The following is a 19,995-nucleotide window of genomic DNA, read 5'->3' as shown; positions in this document are numbered from 1 at the left end:
CCCACCCGGCCGTCCCGTCAGAGGATTTTCGCGACGGCGGCCCTCGTCTCCTCCCAGATCCGGGGGAACTCCTCCCACGCGCGCGCGGCCGCGGCCCGCTCCACGCCGGTCAGCACGCCGTAGGTGAACGTGTCCTCCCCGACGAGGCGGGCGTTTCCGGCCTCGGCCGCGAGCCGCTCCTGCGCGACGACGCCGTCCATGTGACTGCCCAGCACCTCCTGGACGTCCTCCGCCCACTTGGCCAGCTTCTTCATGCCGATCACCTCGGCGGTGTAGCGGGCCTGCTTTGCCGCCTTGCGCACGTCGTGCATCGCGATCTCGCGCTCGGACTCGTCCTCGACGGCCTGGGCGGTGTCGTAGATCCTGGTGACCCGGCGCCAGCTCTTGGCGGCGACGACCTCCAGGGTCTCGGCGGGCTTCTTCGCGGCCTTGGTGAGCACCGGAGTGCCGGTCAGGTCGTCGAGGGCGTCGAGCAGGGCGAAGTAGCGTTCCCCGCCCATGAGGTCCCTGATCCGGTCGAGGGCCTCGTGTTCGTCGTCCAGCAGGTCGGAGCTGAGCCTCGCCCTCACCGGGCCCACGATCAGCGCGTCGTCCAGGCTGTCGAGCCTGCGCGCGAACCGCTCACGGATGACCTCCAGGTCACGTGCCTCACCGAGGACCGCGCCGAGCCACTTGAGCTCCTTCCTGAGGTCGTCGGTCCCCTCGACGACCGCCTTGAACGACTTCAGCGCGCTGCGGAGCCGCCGGGCGGCGACGCGCATCTGGTGCACGGCGTCCTCCTCCGCCTTCCTGACCCGGGGGTCCTGGGCGAGCAGCACGCCGACCTGGGAGGTGAGGTAGTCGAGGACGACCTCGCCCGCCGACCCCGGAGCGGTCTCGGCGCGCGGATGCTCCGAGACCGCTCCGGCGCCGCCGAGCAGGCGCGCGAGCTTGCTCGCCGAGTCGGCGGGGACGGCACCCGCCTTGCCCAGCCGCTTGCCGACCTTCTTCAGGAGCTTCTCCTCACCCTGGAGCAACTCCGCCTCCACCTCGCGCCAGCGCTCGACGTGGGGTTCGTCACCGAGCACGGTGCCCTTGACCCGGTCGTCGGCGATCTCGACCAGCCCCACCCCGGCGCCGTTGACCAGGGTGGTGACGGAGCGGCGGGTGTCCAGCTCGGCGATGGGCGCGAGCGGGGCGCCCCGGGTGTAGGCGAGCACCAGGTCCGCCAGCTCGACAGGGACGATCTTGGCGCTCCGGGTCAGCGGGTGGGTGATCTCCTGCCGGACGCCCTTGGCCTTGGGAAGTTTGAGGTGCCAGCCCGGATCGGTGCCGCCCCTGCGCCTGCGCAGGGTGATCCCCCGCGCGGCGAGCCTCAGATCGGGCGTGTCGAAGTAGAGGGCGACCAGCTGGTGGGTTTTCGGCCCCACCACTCCGGTCGAACCCGGCAGGCCCGTAAGGTCCGGCAGCCGGTAGTCCACCGGCACGTCGAACTTGTCCTCGATCTCTATTCCCACAGGTCATCCCCAGATTTGCCCAGATATCTACCATGTCTTCGCAGTATTTATTGATGCCCTGTCATCCGTCCAGGAACCCCAACCATCGCCGTAACCAGGACGCCACCGCTGTCCGGGCTACCGGGGTGCCTCATGGTGCTCCCGTACCGTGAGGGGGCCTGGCTTCTCGAAGTGGAACTCCAGAAGTTCGCCACGAAGTTCGCACGATCGCCTCCCTACGCCGAGAACCGCTGGTCTACCGGCGGCATGGCCTCGGATGCAGGTACGGATCAAGGGCGTACGTTCGCGAATCGCATCCCAACGGTCATTTCCCGGCGACCGCGAAGATCCGGCGGAAGGGGAAGACCGTGCCGTACGGCTCGGGCGGGTAGGCCTCGCGGAGTACGGCGGCGCAGTCGGCGAGGAAGGCGGTGGCCTCGGCGGGATACAGGCGGTCGAGCATGGGGCGCAGGGCGGTGCCGGTGATCCAGGTGAGCACGGCGTCGTCACCGGGCAGGACGTGCAGGTAGGTGGTCTCCCAGGCGTCCACCCGGCAGCCGAGGCCGGCGAGCAGGCCGAGGTACGCGGCCGGGGCGTCGACCGGGGAGGGCCCGACCAGGTCGCCCAGCCGGTCGCGCCACGTGGTGCGGCACAGCTCGCGGATCAGGGTGTGGCTGGGGGCGTCGAAGTTGCCGGGCACCTGGAAGGCGAGCCGGCCGCCGGGGGCGAGGGCCTCCACCCAGCGCGGCAGCAGCTCGCGGTGCTCAGGCACCCACTGCAGGACGGCGTTGGACACGATCACGTCGACCGGGCGCTCGGGGCGCCACGTCGTGACGTCGTCGACGGAGAAGCTCAGCGAACCGCCTGCGGGGGCTTTCTCGATCATGGCGGGCGAGGAGTCGAACCCGTGGACCCGGGCGTCCGGCCACCGCCTCGCGAGCTCGGCGGTGAGCTCACCGGTGCCGCAGCCCGCGTCGACCACGTAACCGGGGCGCTCCGCGGCTATCCTGGAAACAAGATCGAAGAACGGTCGCGAGCGCTCGTCGGCGTAGCGACCGTAGATCCGGGGATCCCACATATCTCTTGACATCAAGACAAGTGATATCCGGCAAGATATCTCGATGTCAAGACAGATAGACTCGCGCCATGACCCAGCACCACTCGGAGCACGGCTCCGGGCGTCCCTCCGCCGCGAAGGACGAGACCGTCGCGGCCGATGCGGCCGACGCGGCCGCCGGGGATCCCGACCAGGACCCCGACAGGAACCTCGCCCGGGATCCTGACAAGGACCTCGGCCAGGATCCCGCCCCGGACTCCGGCCGAAACCTTGACCGGGGCTCCGACAAGCACCTCGATCGAGACCTCGGCCAGGATCCCGAGAAGGACCTCGACAAGGACGAGGTCGACCTGCTGGTCGCCGCCTGGCGCCAGGAGCGCCCCGACCTCGACGTGGAGCCGCTCCAGGTGCTCAGCCGGGTCTCCCGGCTCGCCCGCCACCTCGACCGCGCCCGCCGGGCCTCCTTCGCGGAGCACGACCTGGAGACCTGGGAGTTCGACGTGCTCACCGCCCTGCGCCGGGCCGGGGAGCCGTACGAGATGAGCCCGGGAGCCCTGCTCCGCGCGACGCTGGTGACCTCGGGGACGATGACCAACCGGATCGACCGCCTGGCCGCGGCCGGGCTGGTCAAGCGGCGCCCCGACCCCGAGGACCGGCGCGGTGTCCTGGTCTCCCTGACCGACGCCGGGCGGACGCGGGTGGACGGAGCCTTCGCCGACCTGCTGCGCCGCGAGCGCGATCTCCTGTCGAGCCTGGGAAAACGCGAACAGCAGGCCCTCGCGGACCTGCTGCGCACGCTGCTCGTCCCTTTTGACGCCACCGACACCGGAGTACGTTGATCGTTCATGCCCTCCGGTGAAGATCCAAACCTGAGGTCTTCCACATGGTGAGCGCCGCTGGTTTGACCTTGACGCTGCGTCAACTTCTAGCATCGGGGCCATGTCGATCACTGTTCTTGACACCTACTCCGCCATGCGGCGGATTCTGCTGGCCCCGGTCGCGGACCGCGTTGGCCTGCTGCACTCGATGCTGGAGCCCAACAAGGGTATGTACCGCTACAACCCCGGCGAGGTCGACCTGGTTGCCGTACACCGCGAAACGTCCGGATTCCCCATCGACCGCGACGAGGAGCGTTGCCTCGACGCGCTTGAAACCCTGGCGGCGGCCGGGGCCTGGGAGCGGATGGAACGCGCGCTCGACGACGCTCTCGCCGTACTGCTGGAGGCGACGCCGGGGCTGGAGACCCCGGACATCACCGTGCTGTTCGTCCTCGGCGATCCGGGTGACGAACACTTCATGGGTCCCTGCAAAGGATTGACCGGGTTCGGCGGCATCTCGGGCCACATCGCCATCACGTTCTGGCCCTTCCCCGAGAACGTGGAGCGGCTGGAGGCCACCGCCGTACACGAGCTGCACCACAACCTGCGGTGGAGCCCGGGCGGGGTCGTGTGGGACCCGATGACCGTCACGGTCGGCGAGCACATCGTCGGCGAGGGCCTGGCCGACGCCTTCGCCCGTCAGCTCTACGGCGACGAGCTCGGCCCCGCCCGCATCGGCGTGCCACACCTGCACGACGACGAGGTCTTCGGCAAGGTGCTCACCGGGCTCGACGTGACAGGCATGCAGAACTTCACCGCATGGGTGCACGGCGACCCCAGCGCCGAGCGCTTCGGCCTCACCCCGGTGGGACTGCCGATGGGCGCGGGGTACGCCGCGGGCAACCGGCTGGTCGACACCTACCTGGCGGCGACCGGGCAGACGGCGGCGCAGGCCCTGCACGCCGACGCCTCGGAGATCATCGCAACCACGCTGCGCCACGGGTAACACTGGAACCGTGACTCCTCCGCTACACGCTCGGGCCTGGGCGGCCCTCCCGCTCCCGATTCCCCCGTCGCCCGAAGACGACGGTCCCCTCGGGAGGAACTGATGGAGTGGACGATCCAGGAACTCGCGGCGAGGGCCGGCATCACCAGCCGCACCCTGCGGCACTACGACCGCGTCGGACTCCTGGCCCCGTCCCGGGTCGGCACGAACGGGTACCGCTACTACAACCCCACCGCGGTCGCCCGGCTACAGCGGATCCTGCTCATGCGCCGGCTCGGCATGGGCTTGCCGGCCATCGCCGAGGTCCTGGCCGAGGAGGTGGACACGCGCGACGGGCTCCGCGCCCACATCGCCGCGCTGGAAGAGGAACGAGACCGCGTCGAACGGCAGATCCGGTCTGTGCGTCACACGCTCGAAGCCCTGCTGGCGGGGGCGGAACCGCAGATGGACGTCATGCTGGCGGGGTTCAACGACCACTACAAGGACGAGGTGATCTCACGCTGGGGCGAGCGCGCCTTCCAGGTGAGCAACGACTGGTGGCACGGCAAGACCCTTGACCAGCAGCGGGCCTGGAAGCAGGCCGCAGAAGACCTCGTCGCCGCATGGGTCGCCGCAGTGAGGACCGGGGTTTCTCCGACGTCGGAACACGCTCAGTCGCTGGCCGCCCGGCACGTCCGGTGGCTGAGTCAGATCCCGGGCACCCCCACCGCCGAGGGCGACCAGGAGCGCTCGATCGAGATGGTGAACGGCATCGGGGACATGTTCGTCGACGACCCCCGCTTCGCCACCATGTACGACGACGAGGCGGGGGCGACGTTCGTCCGCGACGCACTGCAGGCGTACGCGCGGACCCGGATGTAGCTCGGGTGGCTCGCGGAAACGACCGATCGGGCGATCCGACCGCCCCCGTCTCCTCGGAGCGGCAGCCATGCCTAGTCACCCAGGCGGTCGGCCAGCTCCAGCCACTCGCCCTCGATCGACTCCTTCTCCGCGAGGATCTCCTTCAGCTGCGCGTCGAGCGAGGCGAGCCGCTCGTAGTCGGCGGCGGCGTCGGCCATGGACGCGTGCAGCTTCGCCTCGCGGCCACTCAGCTTGTCGAGCTGGCGCTCCATCCTGGAGAGCTCCTTGCGGAGGTCGCGCTCGTCCTTCGCGGACAGGCCGGGAGCCGTCTCCTTCGCGCCGGTGGACGAGGTCGCCGACGCCGTGCCCGACACCGCGCCGGACGCCGCCCGCGCGGACAGGGCCGCCCCCGAGGCCCGGCGGGCCAGGTATTCGTCCACGCCGCCGGGAAGCATCGACAGCTTGTGGTCGCCGAGCAGGGCGACGGTCCTGTCGGTGACCCGCTCCAGGAAGTAGCGGTCGTGGCTGACCAGGATCAGCGTGCCCGGCCAGCCGTCGAGCAGGTCCTCAAGCTCATTGAGCGTCTCGATGTCGAGGTCGTTGGTCGGCTCGTCGAGCAGCAGCACGTTGGGGTCGTCCATGAGGAGGCGGAGCAGTTGCAGGCGGCGCCGCTCGCCACCGGACAGGTCGCCGACGACCTTCCACTGCGCGTCACCCTTGAAGCCGAGGCGCTCAAGCAGCTGGGAGGCGGTCCACTCCTTCTTGCCGACCTGGATGAACTTGCGGACCTCCTCGACGGTCTCCAGCACCCTGCGCTCGGGGTCGAGCTCGCCCAGCTCCTGCGACAGGTGCGCCAGACGGACCGTCTTGCCGCGTACGAGCCTGCCCGAGTCGGGGTGCACGGTGCCGGCGAGCAGGCGGAGCAGCGACGACTTGCCCGACCCGTTCACGCCGATCAGGCCGATCCGGTCGCCGGGACCGAACTGCCAGGTCGTGTGGTCGAGGACCATCGGGCCCTGGCCGGGGCCTCCGGCGTGCAGGGTCACGTCCTCAAGGTCGTAGACCGTACGGCCCAGCCGGGCGGCGGCGAACTTGACCAGCTCGACGCTCTCCCTGGCGGGAGGCTCGTCGGCGATCAGCGCCTGGGCGGCGTCGATGCGGAACTTCGGCTTGGAGGTGCGCGCGGGCGGGCCCCGGCGGAGCCAGGCGATCTCCTTGCGCATCAGGTTCTGGCGGCGGGCCTCCGCGGAGGCGGCGATCCGGGCGCGCTCGGCCTTGGCCAGCACGTACGCGGCGTACCCGCCCTCGTAGCGCTCGACCGCGCCGTCCACGACCTCCCACGTCCTGGTGGAGACCGCGTCCAGGAACCACCGGTCGTGAGTCACGACCACCAGCGCGGTCCTGCGGCCCGCCAGGTGCCTGGCGAGCCAGTCGATCGCCTCGATGTCGAGGTGGTTGGTGGGCTCGTCCAGGATGATCAGGTCGTGCTCGTCGATGAGCAGCTTGGCCAGGGCCGTGCGGCGCCGCTCACCGCCCGACAGGCTCCCCGCGGGCGCCGTCAGGTCGATGTCGCCGAGCAGGTTGGCGAGGATCTCGCGGATGCCCGCGTCACTTGCCCATTCGTGCTCGGACCTGTCGCCGAGGACGATCTCGCTCACCGAGCGCACCGGGTCGAGGTCGTCGCCCTGCGACAGCGACCCCACCTGGAGCCCTCGGTTGTGGGTGACCCGTCCGCTGTTCGGCTTGAGATCACCGGCTATCACCGAGATCAGGGTGGTCTTGCCGCCGCCGTTGCGGCCGACCACGCCGATGCGATCACCCGCCTCGATGCCGAGGGAGACGTCGCTGAGCAGGGGCTTGGGACCGTAGGAGTGGGAGACCGACTCAAGATTGACCAGATTCATCGCCACACAAGCGTATCCGCTCCCAGCCGGCGCGACCCCCGCGGGGAGAACGGCTCCCGCCCGCGCGACCGTCGCCGAGAGGCGGGCCCCGTCTTCGGCTGTCTTCGGCTGTCTTCGGCTGCCCTCGGCGGTCACGCCTCCTGTGACCACGAGCGGTTACACGATCACTGGACCGGGGACGGGGCCGTGGGCGGTGATGACGTCGCGTGCCACCCCGGCGTCCTTCAGGGAGGCGGCCAGCTCACCCGCGTGGGACTCGGAACGGGCCAGGAAGGCGCAGGTGGGACCTGAACCGGAGACCAGCGAGCCGAGAGCCCCGTGCTCACGGCCGGCCTCCAGGGTGCGGGCCAGGGATCCGCGCAGCATCACGGCGGCGGGCTGCAGGTCGTTGCGGAGCTCGGCGCCGAGGGTTTCCGCGTCCCCCTCGCGGAGCGCGGCGAGCAGCGGCTCGGCGGCCCGAGGCCAGGCGACCCGCTCGCCGGTCGCCTGGCGGAGGCGGTCGCACTCGGCGTAGACCGTGGCCGTGGACAGGCCGCCGTCGGCGAGCGCGAACACCCAGTGGAAGTCTCCCTCGACCTTCAGCGGGGTGAGCCGCTCGCCCCTGCCGGTGCCGACGGCCGTACCGCCGAGCAGCGCGAACGGGACGTCGCTGCCGATGTCGGCGGCGATCTCCATCAGGTCCTCAAGCGGCAGGCCGAGGCCCCACAGCTCGTTGCAGGCGACCAGGGCCGCGGCGGCGTCGGCGCTGCCGCCCGCCATGCCGCCCGCCACCGGGATCGACTTGCGGATGAGCAGGTTCACGCCGTACGAGCGGCCCGCGTGCCCGGCGAGCGCGAGGGCGGCCTTGATCGCGAGGTTCTCGCGGTCCTCGGGCACCTGGTCGGCGGACTCGCCCTCCACCCGGACACTCATCCCCACCTTCGCGGTGGCCGTGACCTCGTCGAAGATCGAGACGGCGTGGAAGACGTTGACGAGGTCGTGGTAGCCGTCATCCCGCAGCGGCCCCACGGCGAGCTGCAGGTTGACCTTCGCGGGCACGCGGACGGTCACGGAGTCCATGCGTCCCCCATAAGAGCTCGCTCACTGGTCACGACGTCAGATGGTAACGGGATCCCTGCGCGGTGCACACGAACGGACCGGCGAATCACATCACGCACCGCTCTCCGCCCCGCTTTCCTTCGTACCATGCTCGGCGATCCGCGCGAAGTCCTCGACGGTGAGCTGCTCGCCGCGTTCCGAGGGGTCGATCCCCGCGGCCCGCAGCGCCCGCTCGGCGGCGGAGGCCGTACCCGCCCAGGAGGCGAGGGCGGCGCGGAGGGTCTTGCGGCGCTGGGCGAAGGCGGCGTCCACCACCGCGAAGACCTCCTCGCGGGTCGCCACGGTCGTGGGCGGCTCCCGCCTGACCATCGCGACCAGGCCGGAGTCGACGTTGGGGACCGGCCAGAAGACCGTGCGGCCGACGGGACCCGCCCGGCGGACGTCGGCGTACCAGGCGGCCTTGACCGAGGGGATGCCGTACACCTTGGAACCGGGGGCGGCGGCGAGCCGGTCGGCGACCTCGGCCTGCACCATGATCAGGACCTTGCTCAGCGACGGCTGCGTCTCCAGCAGGTGCAGCACCACCGGAACGGACACGTTGTAGGGGAGGTTCGCGACCAGCGCGGTCGGCCTCTCCTCGGGCAGGTCCGCAGGCAGGACGCGCATGGCGTCGGCGAGCACCACGGTGAGGCGGTCGGCGAGCTCGGGGGCGTGGTCGGCGACGGTGAGCGGCAGCTGGGCGGCGAGGACGGGGTCGATCTCCACGGCGATCACGCGGCGGACCTCGGGAAGCAGCGCGAGCGTGAGCGATCCCAGCCCCGGACCGACCTCGATGACGACGTCGTCCGGCTCAAGCCCGGCCACCCGCACGATCTTGCGGACCGTGCCCCCGTCGATCACGAAGTTCTGGCCGAGCTTCTTCGTGGGACGAATATTGAGCTTGTTCGCCAAAATACGTATTTCCGCTGGACCGAGAAGGTTCATGCTGGTTCCCCGCACGCCCGCTCACGGCCGGCACCCATCGGCCCGCTGGGGTCTTTGGCTCGTTCGCCGCGATTACTCAAGGTTGTTCTCCCATGCCATCCGACCAGTTTCCCGCACAGAAGGCGATGCGAGGACTTTCGATGAAGCGTGAGAGGTTCCGTTGTGGATAACGTTGCCGTACGGGGGCCCGACGGTGAGAAAGGGAATCTTCCCGGTGAAGAGGACGTGAACCAGCCCGGTGTCGAAGGGCTGCGCCCCGCCGACCCTGAGCGGATCGGGAGTTACCGCCTGCTCGGACGTCTCGGCGAGGGCGGGATGGGAACCGTATATCTGGCGCTGGCGCCGACGGGACGGCCGGTCGCGCTCAAGGTGGTGAAGGCGGAGTTCGCGATCGAGGACGGCTTCGCGGCGAGGTTTCACACGGAGGTCGAGAACGCCCGCAGGGTGGCCTCGTTCTGCACCGCGCAGGTGCTGGACAACGGCAACGACGACGACGGCCGCCCCTACATGGTCACCGAGTACATCGCGGGCACGCCGCTGTCCCGCCAGATCATCGAGCACGGCGCCCTGGAACAGGGAACCCTGCACGGCGTGGCCCTGGGGGTGGCGGCCGCTCTGGCCGCGATCCACGTCGCCGGTCTGGTGCACCGGGATCTCAAGCCCGCCAACGTGATCCTGTCCATGTCGGGACCCCGCGTGATCGACTTCGGCATCGCCAGAGCCCTCGACTCCACGCACAGTTTCACCCGCTCGGGCGAGGTGCTCGGCAGCCCCGGCTGGTGGGCCCCCGAGCAGGTGCGCGGTCTGGAGATCACCCCGGCCGCCGACGTCTTCGCCTGGGGCTGCATGGTCGCGTACGCGGGCAACGGCCGCCACCCCTACGGGCGGGGCGACATGATGACCATGGCGACCCGGCTGCTCACCACCCCACCCGACCTGGGCGCGCTTCCCGCCCCGCTGAACGACCTGGTCCGCCGCGCGACCGAGATGGACCCCTACCAGCGGCCCAGCGCCCAGGACCTGCTGATCGCCCTGGTCGGCGGCGGGATCGCGGCACCGGCCGCTCCCGCGCCCGTGCGGGCCGACCCGCCCACGCTGATCGCGACCGACCTGCTGAACGAGTCGTGGGAGCCGCCTTCCAATGTGGAACCCGACTCCACCCAGACCCTCAGCGCACTGAACCTGGGGACGGGGTTCGCCGACCCGGCGACCGCACCGACTCCCATCCCCGGCCCGATCCCCGCCCGGCGTCCTGCGGACCCACCCTCAGGGCCGGCCCCGTCCGCCCCCGGCGCGGCTTTCACCTCGGCGCCCCCGGAGGCACCGGGATCCTCGGCACCCGGTCCATTCACCGCAGCCGGTCCGTCCACGACACCGATGGACCCCGCGTCCCGGACGACACCGGCGCCCCTCCCAGCGGCGACCGCGTCACCGGACTCCCGGACGGCAGCGGAGCCGACCCCGCCGCCGAATCCGCTCCCGTACCCCATGCGGACCGAGTCCACGACATCACCGTCGCCCCCGTTCACGAGCCCGCTGCAGGCCAGGCCGTCCGGGCAGGAACCGGGCGCAGCACCGGGCCGGACGCCGGGGCAGGCACCCGCCGCCCTGCCCTCGTCGCCACCGTCGCCACCGTCGCCCTCGTCGCCCTCGTCGCCCTCGTCGCCCTCGACCGGCCTCCAGACCCCGTCCGGATCGGGCGAGCCGGACCCCGCGCGGTCCGCCCCCCGGCGGCGCTGGTTGTTCGCCGGACTGGCCGTGCTCGCGGCGCTCGCCGTCACGGTCGTCGTCCTGCTGAACACCGGTGGGGGAAACGCGACCAACGGCGCGGGGCAGGCGTCGCAGGACGCCACCGGCGAGACCGGCAACACCGGTGACCTCGCCGGCACCGGCGACACCGACGTGGGCCGCATGATCACAACCGGCTCCCTCATCGAGGACCCGCGGCTGATCATCCCGCGGACCCCGAGCTGCGGGCTCACCTCGTACCAGGGCACCGCCCCGGCGCGCGGCCGGTTCTGCACGATCCCGTTCACGCTGATCAACACCGGCGGGGAGTCGGTCCCGCTCGACGGCACTCCGGTCACGCTGATCGACGATCGCGGCGCGACGCACACCTCCGAGGAGACGTCGACGGCCATGCCCGCCGCCCTGGCCCCGGGGGCGAAAGTCGACGGCGTCCTCGTCTTCGACCTGCCACCGGCCCGCAAGCCCGCGAAGCTGACCGGTGTGGTCATCAAGGGAGGCAGGAACATCGAGGTGAGGTTGTCATGAGGCTGCTGCTCCCCCTCGCGGCGACGGCCGCGATCGCGTTCGCCTCCACCGGGTCCGCCGAGGCGCTCACCGCACCCGGTGGGATCCTCGCGGCCGGAACCGCCGCCTCGCCCGCCGACTGCACCGGGGCGGGCATGAGCGACTTCAACGGCGACGGCCTGGAGGACGTGGCGGTCGGCGACCCGTTCGCCAACCCCGGCGGGCTGGCCGGGGCGGGGGCCGCCCACATGCTCTTCGGCAGGGGAGAGAGCGGGAAGGCCGTGACCGTCCCCGAGACGAAGGCGGGAGACGGCTTCGGGTGGTCGGTGCGGCTGGCCAAGATCGACGGTGACGGCTGCGCGGACCTGCTCGTCGGCGCCCCGTACGCGGACGTGGCGGGCGTCGAGGACGCGGGCGCGGTCTACGTGGTGTACGGCGGCCCAGGGGGCAGGACGGTCCGCCTGGTCGCCCCCGAACCCGAGGCCGACGCCCACTTCGGCTGGTCCCTCACCTCCGGCGGGACGATGGTGGCGGTCGGGGCCCCGCACGAGGACGCCGACGGTACGGCCGACTCCGGCGCGGTCTACCTCTTCGACACCGCGACGCTCGGCACGGGCCGGCGGATCTCCCAGGAGACCGAGGGGGTGACCGGCAACGGCGAGGTCGGCGACATGTTCGGCTGGTCACTCGCGATCGGCAGGCTCGGCGGCGCCGCGGACGAGCCGGATCTGGCGGTCGGGGTGCCGTACGAGAACGACGACGGGGCGGGCCGCCAGGTCGACGCGGGCAAACGCGACTCGGGGTCGATCGCGGTGATCTACGACGTGCGGGAGCCCAAGGAGGAGTACGGGAGCAGGAAGTGGGACCTTCGTGAGGTGGCCAGGTCCGAGACGGGCGACCGGTTCGGCTACGCGATGGCCTACGCCGAGCGGGACGACGTCGGCTACCTCGCGGTGAGCGCACCGCTCGGCGACGGCGGGGCGGTGAAGAACTCCGGCCTCGTCCAGCTGTTCCAGTCCTCGGGCACCCAGGCGATCACCCCTCTCGCCACCCTCCACCAGGGTTCGGAAGGGGCTCCGGGCGAGGGCTACGGATTCTCGCTCGCGTTCACCGGCGAGGGAGGCGGAGGGGAGGTCAGGCTCGCGGTGGGCGTACCCTTCGACGCCGACGGCCAGGGCGGCGTGCGTCTGATCACGATGGGCGAACAGGGGCCGGGCGGGCTGATCACCCAGAACGGGGCGGGTGACCACTTCGGCTGGTCGGTCGGGTTCAGCGGCAACCGGCTGGTCGCGGGGGCGCCCGACAGGGGAGGCGCGGGAGCGGTCGTCCTGCTGGGCCGCAACGACACCGAGGGAGTCCCGCTCTCGCCGGGCGCAGGCGGGATTCCCGCCCTCGAAGGTGCCGCCTCCGCCGACTTCGGTGCCTCCGTGGGCTGAGACTCCCGGCCCGGACGCCCCGTGAGCCGGGAGCAGGCGGGCTCGGGCCCGTCTCCGGCCGGGATGGACGGCTCGGGACCCGGGAGGACCGAGAGCACAAGGGTTACGGGCCCGCCCCTGGTCTGGAACGGACGGGTTCCACGAGGACCCGGCGCGGATGGGTTCGGGACCCGCTGTCGGCGGGGTCCGAGCCTTGGTCACCAGGAGCCGAAGACGGTCTCCCCGTTGGCGCTGACGGCGGTGGCGAGCTCGGTGAGGTCGGCCCCCTTCACCTCGGCGAGGCAGCGCAGCGTGAGCGGTATGAGGTAGGGCGCGTTGGGTTTGCCCCGGTGGGGGGTGGGCGGCAGATAGGGTGCGTCGGTCTCGACGAGGATCAGCTCTCGCGGCGCGACCCGCGCGGCCTCACGGAGGTAGGCCGCGTTCTTGTAGGTCACCGGACCGGAAAAAGACATGAAATATCCGGCATCGACGCACTGCTTCGCCATCCCGGCGTCACCGGAGAAGCTGTGGAACACCACGACCTCGGGAGCGCCCTCCTCGGCCAGCACGCGCAGCACGTCGTCGTGGGCCTCGCGATCGTGGATCACCAGGGCCTTGCCGGTCCGCTTGGCGATCTCGATGTGCGCGCGGAAGCTGGCGTGCTGGTCGTCCTTTGACGCCCAGTCTCGGTAGTAGTCGAGCCCGGTCTCCCCCACCGCCCTGACATGCGGCAGGCGGGCCAGTCGCTCGATCTCGGCGAGGGTCTCCGGCGTCGAGGCGTGCGCCTCGTTGGGGTGGATGGCCACCCCGGCGTAGACGTCCGCGTGGAGGGCGGCCGTCTCGGCGTTCCAGCGCGAGGACGGCAGGTCGTAGCCGATGGTGACGAGCCGCGTCACGCCGACGGCGCGGGCCTCGTCGAGGATGCCCTCGACGCTCGCCCGAGCCGCCTGCGCGGCCTGGGCCACCGGGTCACCGGAGGACGCCTGGCGGTTGCCCACCATGATGTCCAGGTGGCAGTGGCTGTCGAACACCTCTGCTGGCAGGGGCTTGGGCGCGGCGGGAAGGTTCGGCGTGCTCACGGCGTCCAACCTACCGAGAAGCGGGCACGGCCCGCGCCCACCGAGCGGCCCCTACGGCCCTCGTCCACCGAGAGACGACGGCCCGCGCCCGGAACCGGGCGCGGGCCGTGGACGTCCTGCGAACCACACGCTTCAACGCCCTAAGGGTCACATGCTTCACAGCGGGTCACAGAACGTCCTGACAGGCCACAGACCGCAGGACGTCCTGCGAACCACACGCTTCTCGGGGACCGCGAGACTCGCCCTACTCGGCCAGGCGGGCCAGCTCCTCCTCGACGATCTTCGGGTCGAGCTTGACGAAGAGCGGGGTCGGCGGGGCGAGCGGGGAGCCCACCCGGATCGGGGACGACTCCCAGCGCGCGGCGCCCTCGTAGGAGCCGGTGATGATCGGGTAGGTTCGGCCGTCGTCGTCGGTGACCTCGTGGATCTCCGGCATTCCCGTCCAGACCCCGGTGCCGCCGAGCATCGCGTAGATCTTGTTGGAGGAGTTGGGCAGGACCGGGGTGAGCAGCGTCTTGGCGTCGTCCACGACCTGCAGGGCGACGTGCAGGATGGTCTTCACCCGCTCGGGGTTGTCCTTGATCTTCCAGGGCTCCTGCTCGGCCAGGTATCGGTTGGCCTCGCGGATGACCTCGAACGCCTCGTTCGTCGCGTTCTTGAAACGGCAGTGCTGGAACTCGACGGCGACCTTCGGGAAGGCCTCGCGGCTGCGCTCCAGCATGGCGCGGTCGGCGTCGGTGAGGTCGCCCGCCTCGGGGATGACCCCGAAGTTCTTGGCGGCCATCGAGATCGAGCGGTTCACCAGGTTGCCCCAGGCCGCCACCAGCTCGCCGTTGTTGCGGTTGAGGAACTCCGACCAGGTGAAGTCGGTGTCCTGGTTCTCCGGGCCCGCCACGGCGATGTAGTAGCGCAGCGCGTCGGCGTCGTAGCGCTCCAGGAAGTCGCGCACGTAGATGACCACCTGACGGGAGGAGGAGAACTTGCGCCCCTCCATCGTGAGGAACTCACTGGAGACGACCTCGGAGGGCAGGTTCAGCGCGCCGAGCGCGCCCGGCTCGCCGTCGCGGGCACCCCGGCCGTTGTAGCCGAGCAGCATCGCCGGCCAGATCTCCGCGTGGAAGACGATGTTGTCCTTGCCCATGAAGTAGTAACTCAGGGCCTCGGGGTCCTGCCACCACTGGCGCCAGGCGTCGGGGTCACCGGATCGGCGGGCCCACTCGATGGACGCGCTGAGATAGCCGATCACCGCGTCGAACCAGACGTAGAGCCGCTTGTTGGTCTGGTCGCTCCACCCCTCCAGCGGGATCGGCACGCCCCAGTCGAGGTCGCGGCTGATCGCGCGGGGCTGCATGTCGCCGAGCATGTTGAGGGCGAACTTCAGCACGTTGGGCCGCCAGTCGCCCTCCTTGGAGCGCAACCACGACGCCAGGACCTCGGCGAACGCGGGAAGGTCGAGCATGAAGTGCTCGGTCTCCACGAAGTCCGGCGTCTCACCGTTGACCTTGCTCACCGGGTTGATCAGCTGGATCGGGTCGAGCTGGTTGCCGCAGTTGTCGCACTGGTCGCCACGGGCGCTCTCGTAACCGCAGATCGGGCAGGTGCCCTCGATGTAGCGGTCGGGCAGGGTGCGCCCGGTGGAGGGCGAGATGGCGCCCATCGTGGTCTGGGGGAAGATATAGCCGTTGTCGTGGAGTCCCTTGAAGATCTGCTGGGTGACCGCGTAGTGGTTTTCCGTGGTGGTCCGGGTGAACAGGTCGTAGGAGAGCCCCAGCGCCTGGAGGTCCTCGACGATCACCCTGTTGTAGCGGTCGGCGAGCTCGCGGGCGGTGAGGCCCTCCTTGTCGGCCTGAACCTGGATCGGGGTGCCGTGCTCGTCGGTCCCGCTCACCATGAGGACCTTGTTGCCCGCCATCCGCTGGTAGCGGCTGAAGACGTCGGACGGCACGCCGAATCCGGAGACGTGCCCGATGTGGCGGGGGCCGTTGGCATAGGGCCAGGCGACCGCGGTCAGGATGTGCTGGGACATGATGTAAGCCTAAGGGACGCGGCCGTGGTCCTTGATGTCGTCATGCCTCTTGGAGGCCTCCGCTTTCCCAAAGTCGCCGCCTCCGCGGAGCCCTCGCTCCCTCGAACCGCCATGACGACTCGGGACGGCCACTCCCCCGAACCGCCATGACGACTCGGGACAGCCGTTCTCCCGGGGTCGCCGTGGCGTTCAGGACGGCCTCTGCGAACCCGGCGCGGCCTCTCGCCGGAGGTGTCGACCGGTTCGGCTCAGGGCAGCCGCGGCGACACCGGGGTGGCACTCTCAGCCGGGGTGGCCGGTTCGCCCGCGGCGGCGCGGCTGACGGCCTCGGCGGCCTCCTCGGCGGCGGAGGCGGCCACGTCGATGGGCGTCTCCTTCGTACGGCGGATGCCCAGGATGCTGATGAACAGCGACGCGAAGATCGTCTGGAAGCTCACGATCAGCGCGGTGGCCGAGGGCACGACGATACGCAGCGACTCCGAGGGGATCAGCGGGCCGAAGCTGCGCGTCTGCCAGTGGACCAGTGAGGCGACCAGGCCGCCCAGGCCGCCCAGGGCGAGCAGGCCGCCGACGATCAGGCCCTTCTCCAGGCTCACGATGTCGACGAGCTTGCGCACTCTCCTGTCTTCGGGGAGGAAGCCCTCCTCGGCCGCGTACACCTTGGTGAACAGGGCGAACAGGGACGCCTGGAAGCCGATCACCACCATCGCCGAGGCGCCGACCAGGGTGTCGACGTCGAAGGCGAGCTTGCCGATGTAGACGGGGCCGAAGGTGAGGGCGGTGCCCGCGACCAGGCCGATCGTCATCATGACCAGGCCGGGGATGAAGAACAGCCAGCGCGGGCTGTAGAGCATCAGGAAGCGCAGGTGGCGCCAGCCGTCACGCCAGGAACGCAGGTGCGGCGGGCGGGAGCGGCCGTCGGGCGACAGCGTGGTGGGCACCTCGCGCACGTCCAGCCCGGACAGCGTCGAGCGGACCACCATCTCGCTGGCGAACTCCATGCCGCCGGTCTGCAGGCCGAGCTTGAGGATGGAGTCGCGCCGGAAGCCGCGCAGACCGCAGTGGAAGTCGCCGATCGCGCTGGGGAAGAACAGGCGGCCGATGAAGGAGAGCACCGGGTTGCCCAGGTAGCGGTGGAGCGGAGGCATGGCGCCCGGCGCGATGCCGCCCTTGAAGCGGTTGCCCATCACCAGGTCGGCACCGTCACGGAGCTGCTCGACGAACGGCAGCAGGGCGGTGAAGTCGTAGGAGTCGTCGGCGTCGCCCATGATGACGTAGCGACCGCGCGCCGCGCGGATCCCCCCCATCAGCGCGTTGCCGTATCCCTTCGCGTCGACGTGCACGACGCGTGCTCCGGCCTCCCGGGCGAGCTGCTGCGAGCCGTCCGTGCTGCCGTTGTCGGCGATCAGGACTTCCCCGTCGATACCGTGCTCCCGCATGCAGGCGAGCGCCTTGCGTACGCAGGTCTCCACGGTCTCCGCCTCGTTCAAGCAAGGCATGACCACGGTCAGTTCCACGTCTCAACCCTTCACTTACGGCACAGGCCAATCTCACCATGATGCCCTCTACAGTCCCCTGCCCGGGTCAACTCCCTGAAACGACTGGCATCCTGTAGTGCATGGTGACCGTCGCCGACCGCCCTAGCCCGGACGTGCCTCCGCCCGACCGGGTCGGTCGCCTATGGGCGTTTCTCTATCGGCATCGGATCTTCGTGGCCGCCCTGGTGCTGGCGTTCGTGCTGCGTGTGGTCACCATGCTCGGGTACGGCCCTGCCCAGTGGTTCAACGACTCCTACGAGTATGTCTCCGGGGCGGTGAACCCCGACCGTCCCAGTGCCCTGAGACCGAACGGTTACTCCTTTCTGCTCCTGCTGATGCGGCCGCTGCAGAGCTTCGCGCTGGTGGCCTTCGTCCAGCACCTGATGGGCCTGGGCGTCGCGGTGCTGATCTACTCCCTGCTGCGTGTGAGGTTCGGGCTGCCCGGCTGGGGGGCGACGCTCGCCGCGGTGCCGGTGCTGTTCGACGCGTACCAGATCCAGCTCGAACACCTGATCATGTCCGACGCGATGTTCATGCTGCTCGTCGTGGGCGTGATCACGCTGGTGCTCTGGCACCGGCGGATGTCCTGGCGGCTCGGTGCGGTGGTCGGGCTGTTGCTCGCCCTCACCGCGCTCACCCGGTCGATCGGCCTGCCGATTCTCGTGCTGGTCGTGATCTACCTGATGGTGAAGCGCACGGCCTGGAAGACGATCGCGGCCATGGTGGTCGCGTGCGCGCTCCCCGTGACCGGATACATGGCCTGGTTCGCGTCCGCGCACGGCAACTTCGCGATGACCAACAGCGACGGCGCGATCCTCTACATGCGGACGGCGCTGTTCGCCGACTGCCGGAAGATGAAGGTCGACCCTCGCGAGGAGCTGGAGCTGGCGCTGCTGTGCATCAGCGCGCCGCCGGGCCAGCGCGGCTTCTCCGGCCAGAAATATCTCTGGTGGGCGCAGAACGGCCAGCGCTTCCACGCCTTCGGGGTGGGCAGCACGTTCACCCCCGAGACGAACAAGACCGCGGGTGCGTTCGCCCAGCGGGCCATCCTGTCCCAGCCGCTCGACTATCTCAGCCTCGTGGCCGGCGACTTCTTCCGCGCCTTCCACTGGGGCCGGCCGCGCTTCCCCGACTTCAACACCTACCGGCAGTACGAGTTCCTGCCGGAGAACAAGATCCTTCCCGCCTGGTCGTCGTACCGGGGCAACACCGACACCGACGCGCAGAAGTACGATCCGGGCCTGCGGACCGCGCAGATCCAGGGCAAGCTGCGCGTGATCGGCACCGATGTCACCGACCCGTGGGCCGGCTTCCTGCAGGCGTACCAGCGGGTCGTCCGGCTGCCGGGCATCGTGCTCGGCGGGCTGCTCCTGGTCGGGCTGGCCGGGGTGGCGGTGCGCTGGCGGAAGCTGGGCGGGCCGGTGCTGCTGCCGTGGCTCGCCTCGCTCGGCCTCATCCTGGCACCGGCGGCGACGGCCGAGTTCGACTACCGCTACCTGCTGCCCGCGGTGCCGCTGGCGTGCATGGCGGCGGCGATCTCGCTGCGCCACGGGTTCTCGGGACCCGTCACCGCCGCGCCCGCCGCCGTCGCCCCCGACAGCGTCACACCCGATCCCGTCATACCCGAGCCCGTCACACCCAGCTCCGGAACAGCATCCGCGCCCACCACTGGGAGTGCGGGATGAGCTCGGCGCTGAGCACCGGGTAGAGCCATCCGAAATTGATCAGCGCGAGGAGCGTGAAGGCCCCGACGACCGCGGCCCCCACCGCCCTGCGGTTGGGCACGGCGTCCGCCTTTCCGATGATCAGCCCGGCGGCCAGGGTGAGCGCGAGGATCATGAAGGGGACCATGGGGATCATGTAGAAGAGATACATGGTCCGGCCGTCGGCGATCGCGTAGTAGAACCAGGGGAGCCAGCCGGCGGCGTAGCCGACGAGCACGGCTCCGGCCCGCCAGTCGCGGGTGGCGACGTACCAGGCGACCATGGCGATGAGAGCGACCAGGCCCCCGTACCAGATGACCGGGGTGCCGACCCCGAGCACCGCCTCGGCGCAGCTGTCGGCGCCGCATCCGGTCTTGTCCGGCGGATAGTGGAACGCCACGGGGCGTAGCAGCAGCGGCCAGGTCCAGGGGTCGGATTCGTAGTTGTGCGGGGTCGCCAGGCCGGTGTGGAAGCCGAGCACCTGGAAGTGGTAGCTCAGCCATGATCGCAGCGAGTCGAAGACGAAGAACGCCGGCCCGTGCGAGGTCGCCTGGACCCAGTTGCGGCCCCAGCCCAGGGGGGAGGCGAACCAGCCCGCCCACGAGACGACGTAGGTGACCGCGGGCAGCAGGCCCATCACCAGCACGACGCCGGTCAGATCCCGGTTCAGCGCTCCGGCGTACGGTCTGCGCAGGCCGATGGCTCTGCGGGCTCCGGCGTCCCACAGCAGTGACATCACCGCGAAGGCGACGAGGAAGAAGACGCCCGACCATTTGACGGCGCAGGCCGCGCCCAGGCACAGGCCGGCCGCGATGCGCCAGGGCCTGGCTCCCAGGCCGGGGCCGTGGTCGCTGAGGGG

Annotated in this window: 14 protein-coding genes and 1 pseudogene; 6 read left to right on the top strand and 9 right to left on the bottom strand. The window is 70.5% G+C overall.

Features of this window, described 5'->3' with window-relative positions; all coding sequences use genetic code 11:
* Positions 1-17 precede the first annotated feature (17 nt).
* Positions 18-1,496, bottom strand: coding sequence for a CYTH and CHAD domain-containing protein (locus tag ABZ664_RS15990; RefSeq protein ID WP_362509314.1), 1,479 nt, complete (start codon positions 1,494-1,496; stop codon positions 18-20).
* 304 nt (positions 1,497-1,800) lie between these two features.
* Positions 1,801-2,565, bottom strand: coding sequence for a trans-aconitate 2-methyltransferase (locus ABZ664_RS15985; RefSeq protein ID WP_362509311.1), 765 nt, complete (start codon positions 2,563-2,565; stop codon positions 1,801-1,803).
* Positions 2,566-2,882: 317 nt separating this feature from the next.
* Between ABZ664_RS15985 and ABZ664_RS15980 the strand changes: the two genes are divergently transcribed.
* The 3 genes from ABZ664_RS15980 to ABZ664_RS15970 all read left to right on the top strand — a co-directional run bounded on the left by ABZ664_RS15980 (position 2,883) and on the right by ABZ664_RS15970 (position 5,217).
* Complete coding sequence (locus ABZ664_RS15980) at positions 2,883-3,371, top strand: MarR family transcriptional regulator (protein ID WP_362510038.1); 489 nt, start codon at positions 2,883-2,885, stop codon at positions 3,369-3,371.
* Positions 3,372-3,471: 100 nt separating this feature from the next.
* Positions 3,472-4,356, top strand: coding sequence for a DUF2268 domain-containing putative Zn-dependent protease (locus tag ABZ664_RS15975; RefSeq protein WP_362509308.1), 885 nt, complete (start codon positions 3,472-3,474; stop codon positions 4,354-4,356).
* A gap of 102 nt (positions 4,357-4,458) precedes the next feature.
* Entirely contained in the window at positions 4,459-5,217 is a 759-nt protein-coding gene (locus tag ABZ664_RS15970) for a MerR family transcriptional regulator (protein WP_362509305.1), read from the top strand.
* 71 nt (positions 5,218-5,288) lie between these two features.
* On the opposite strand, the gene ABZ664_RS15965 is transcribed toward ABZ664_RS15970, so the two are convergent.
* The 3 genes from ABZ664_RS15965 to rsmA all read right to left on the bottom strand — a co-directional run bounded on the left by ABZ664_RS15965 (position 5,289) and on the right by rsmA (position 9,122).
* Positions 5,289-7,100: an ABC-F family ATP-binding cassette domain-containing protein gene (locus ABZ664_RS15965; RefSeq protein ID WP_362509302.1), complete on the bottom strand. Its 1,812-nt coding sequence runs from the start codon at positions 7,098-7,100 to the stop codon at positions 5,289-5,291.
* A 156-nt stretch (positions 7,101-7,256) separates the two neighbouring features.
* Complete coding sequence (locus tag ABZ664_RS15960; protein WP_362509298.1) at positions 7,257-8,159, bottom strand: 4-(cytidine 5'-diphospho)-2-C-methyl-D-erythritol kinase; 903 nt, start codon at positions 8,157-8,159, stop codon at positions 7,257-7,259.
* A gap of 90 nt (positions 8,160-8,249) precedes the next feature.
* On the bottom strand, positions 8,250-9,122 hold the full coding sequence (gene rsmA / locus ABZ664_RS15955; RefSeq protein ID WP_362509295.1) for a 16S rRNA (adenine(1518)-N(6)/adenine(1519)-N(6))-dimethyltransferase RsmA: 873 nt from the start codon (positions 9,120-9,122) through the stop codon (positions 8,250-8,252).
* Between the two features lie 225 nt (positions 9,123-9,347).
* On the opposite strand from rsmA, the gene ABZ664_RS15950 reads away from it, so the two are divergent.
* Together ABZ664_RS15950 and ABZ664_RS15945 are read left to right on the top strand one after the other, a co-directional pair.
* Positions 9,348-11,396, top strand: a complete 2,049-nt coding sequence (locus tag ABZ664_RS15950) for a protein kinase (RefSeq protein ID WP_362509292.1) — start codon at positions 9,348-9,350, stop codon at positions 11,394-11,396.
* On the top strand, positions 11,393-12,811 hold the full coding sequence (locus ABZ664_RS15945; RefSeq protein ID WP_362509289.1) for an FG-GAP-like repeat-containing protein: 1,419 nt from the start codon (positions 11,393-11,395) through the stop codon (positions 12,809-12,811). Before ABZ664_RS15950 ends, ABZ664_RS15945 begins: the two co-directional genes overlap by 4 nt.
* A gap of 197 nt (positions 12,812-13,008) precedes the next feature.
* Here the strand turns inward: ABZ664_RS15945 and ABZ664_RS15940 are convergent, their stop codons facing one another.
* The 3 genes from ABZ664_RS15940 to ABZ664_RS15930 form a co-directional block, all read right to left on the bottom strand.
* The gene (locus ABZ664_RS15940; RefSeq protein WP_362509286.1) at positions 13,009-13,869 is read right to left on the bottom strand and encodes a TatD family hydrolase; all 861 of its coding nucleotides are present in this window, start codon (positions 13,867-13,869) and stop codon (positions 13,009-13,011) included.
* Positions 13,870-14,113: 244 nt separating this feature from the next.
* Positions 14,114-15,895 carry a methionine--tRNA ligase gene (metG, locus tag ABZ664_RS15935; RefSeq protein WP_362509283.1) on the bottom strand — a complete coding sequence of 594 codons (1,782 nt, stop codon included), beginning with the start codon at positions 15,893-15,895 and terminating at the stop codon, positions 14,114-14,116.
* Positions 15,896-16,143: 248 nt separating this feature from the next.
* On the bottom strand, positions 16,144-17,412 hold the full coding sequence (locus ABZ664_RS15930; RefSeq protein ID WP_362509280.1) for a glycosyltransferase family 2 protein: 1,269 nt from the start codon (positions 17,410-17,412) through the stop codon (positions 16,144-16,146).
* A gap of 101 nt (positions 17,413-17,513) precedes the next feature.
* On the opposite strand from ABZ664_RS15930, the gene ABZ664_RS15925 reads away from it, so the two are divergent.
* Complete coding sequence (locus ABZ664_RS15925) at positions 17,514-19,118, top strand: hypothetical protein (RefSeq protein ID WP_362509277.1); 1,605 nt, start codon at positions 17,514-17,516, stop codon at positions 19,116-19,118.
* Here ABZ664_RS15925 and ABZ664_RS15920 read toward each other — a convergent pair.
* Positions 19,066-19,995 (bottom strand): annotated as a pseudogene (locus ABZ664_RS15920) (phospholipid carrier-dependent glycosyltransferase); the annotation flags it as partial. The gene ABZ664_RS15925 and the pseudogene ABZ664_RS15920 overlap by 53 nt on opposite strands.

Origin of the sequence: Streptosporangium sp. NPDC006930 (genome assembly GCF_040635605.1) — a bacterium.
In the GTDB taxonomy this organism is placed as follows: domain Bacteria; phylum Actinomycetota; class Actinomycetes; order Streptosporangiales; family Streptosporangiaceae; genus Streptosporangium.
The sequence above is the reverse complement of the archived record's forward strand: the minus strand, read 5'-3'. Positions and strand labels throughout refer to the sequence as shown.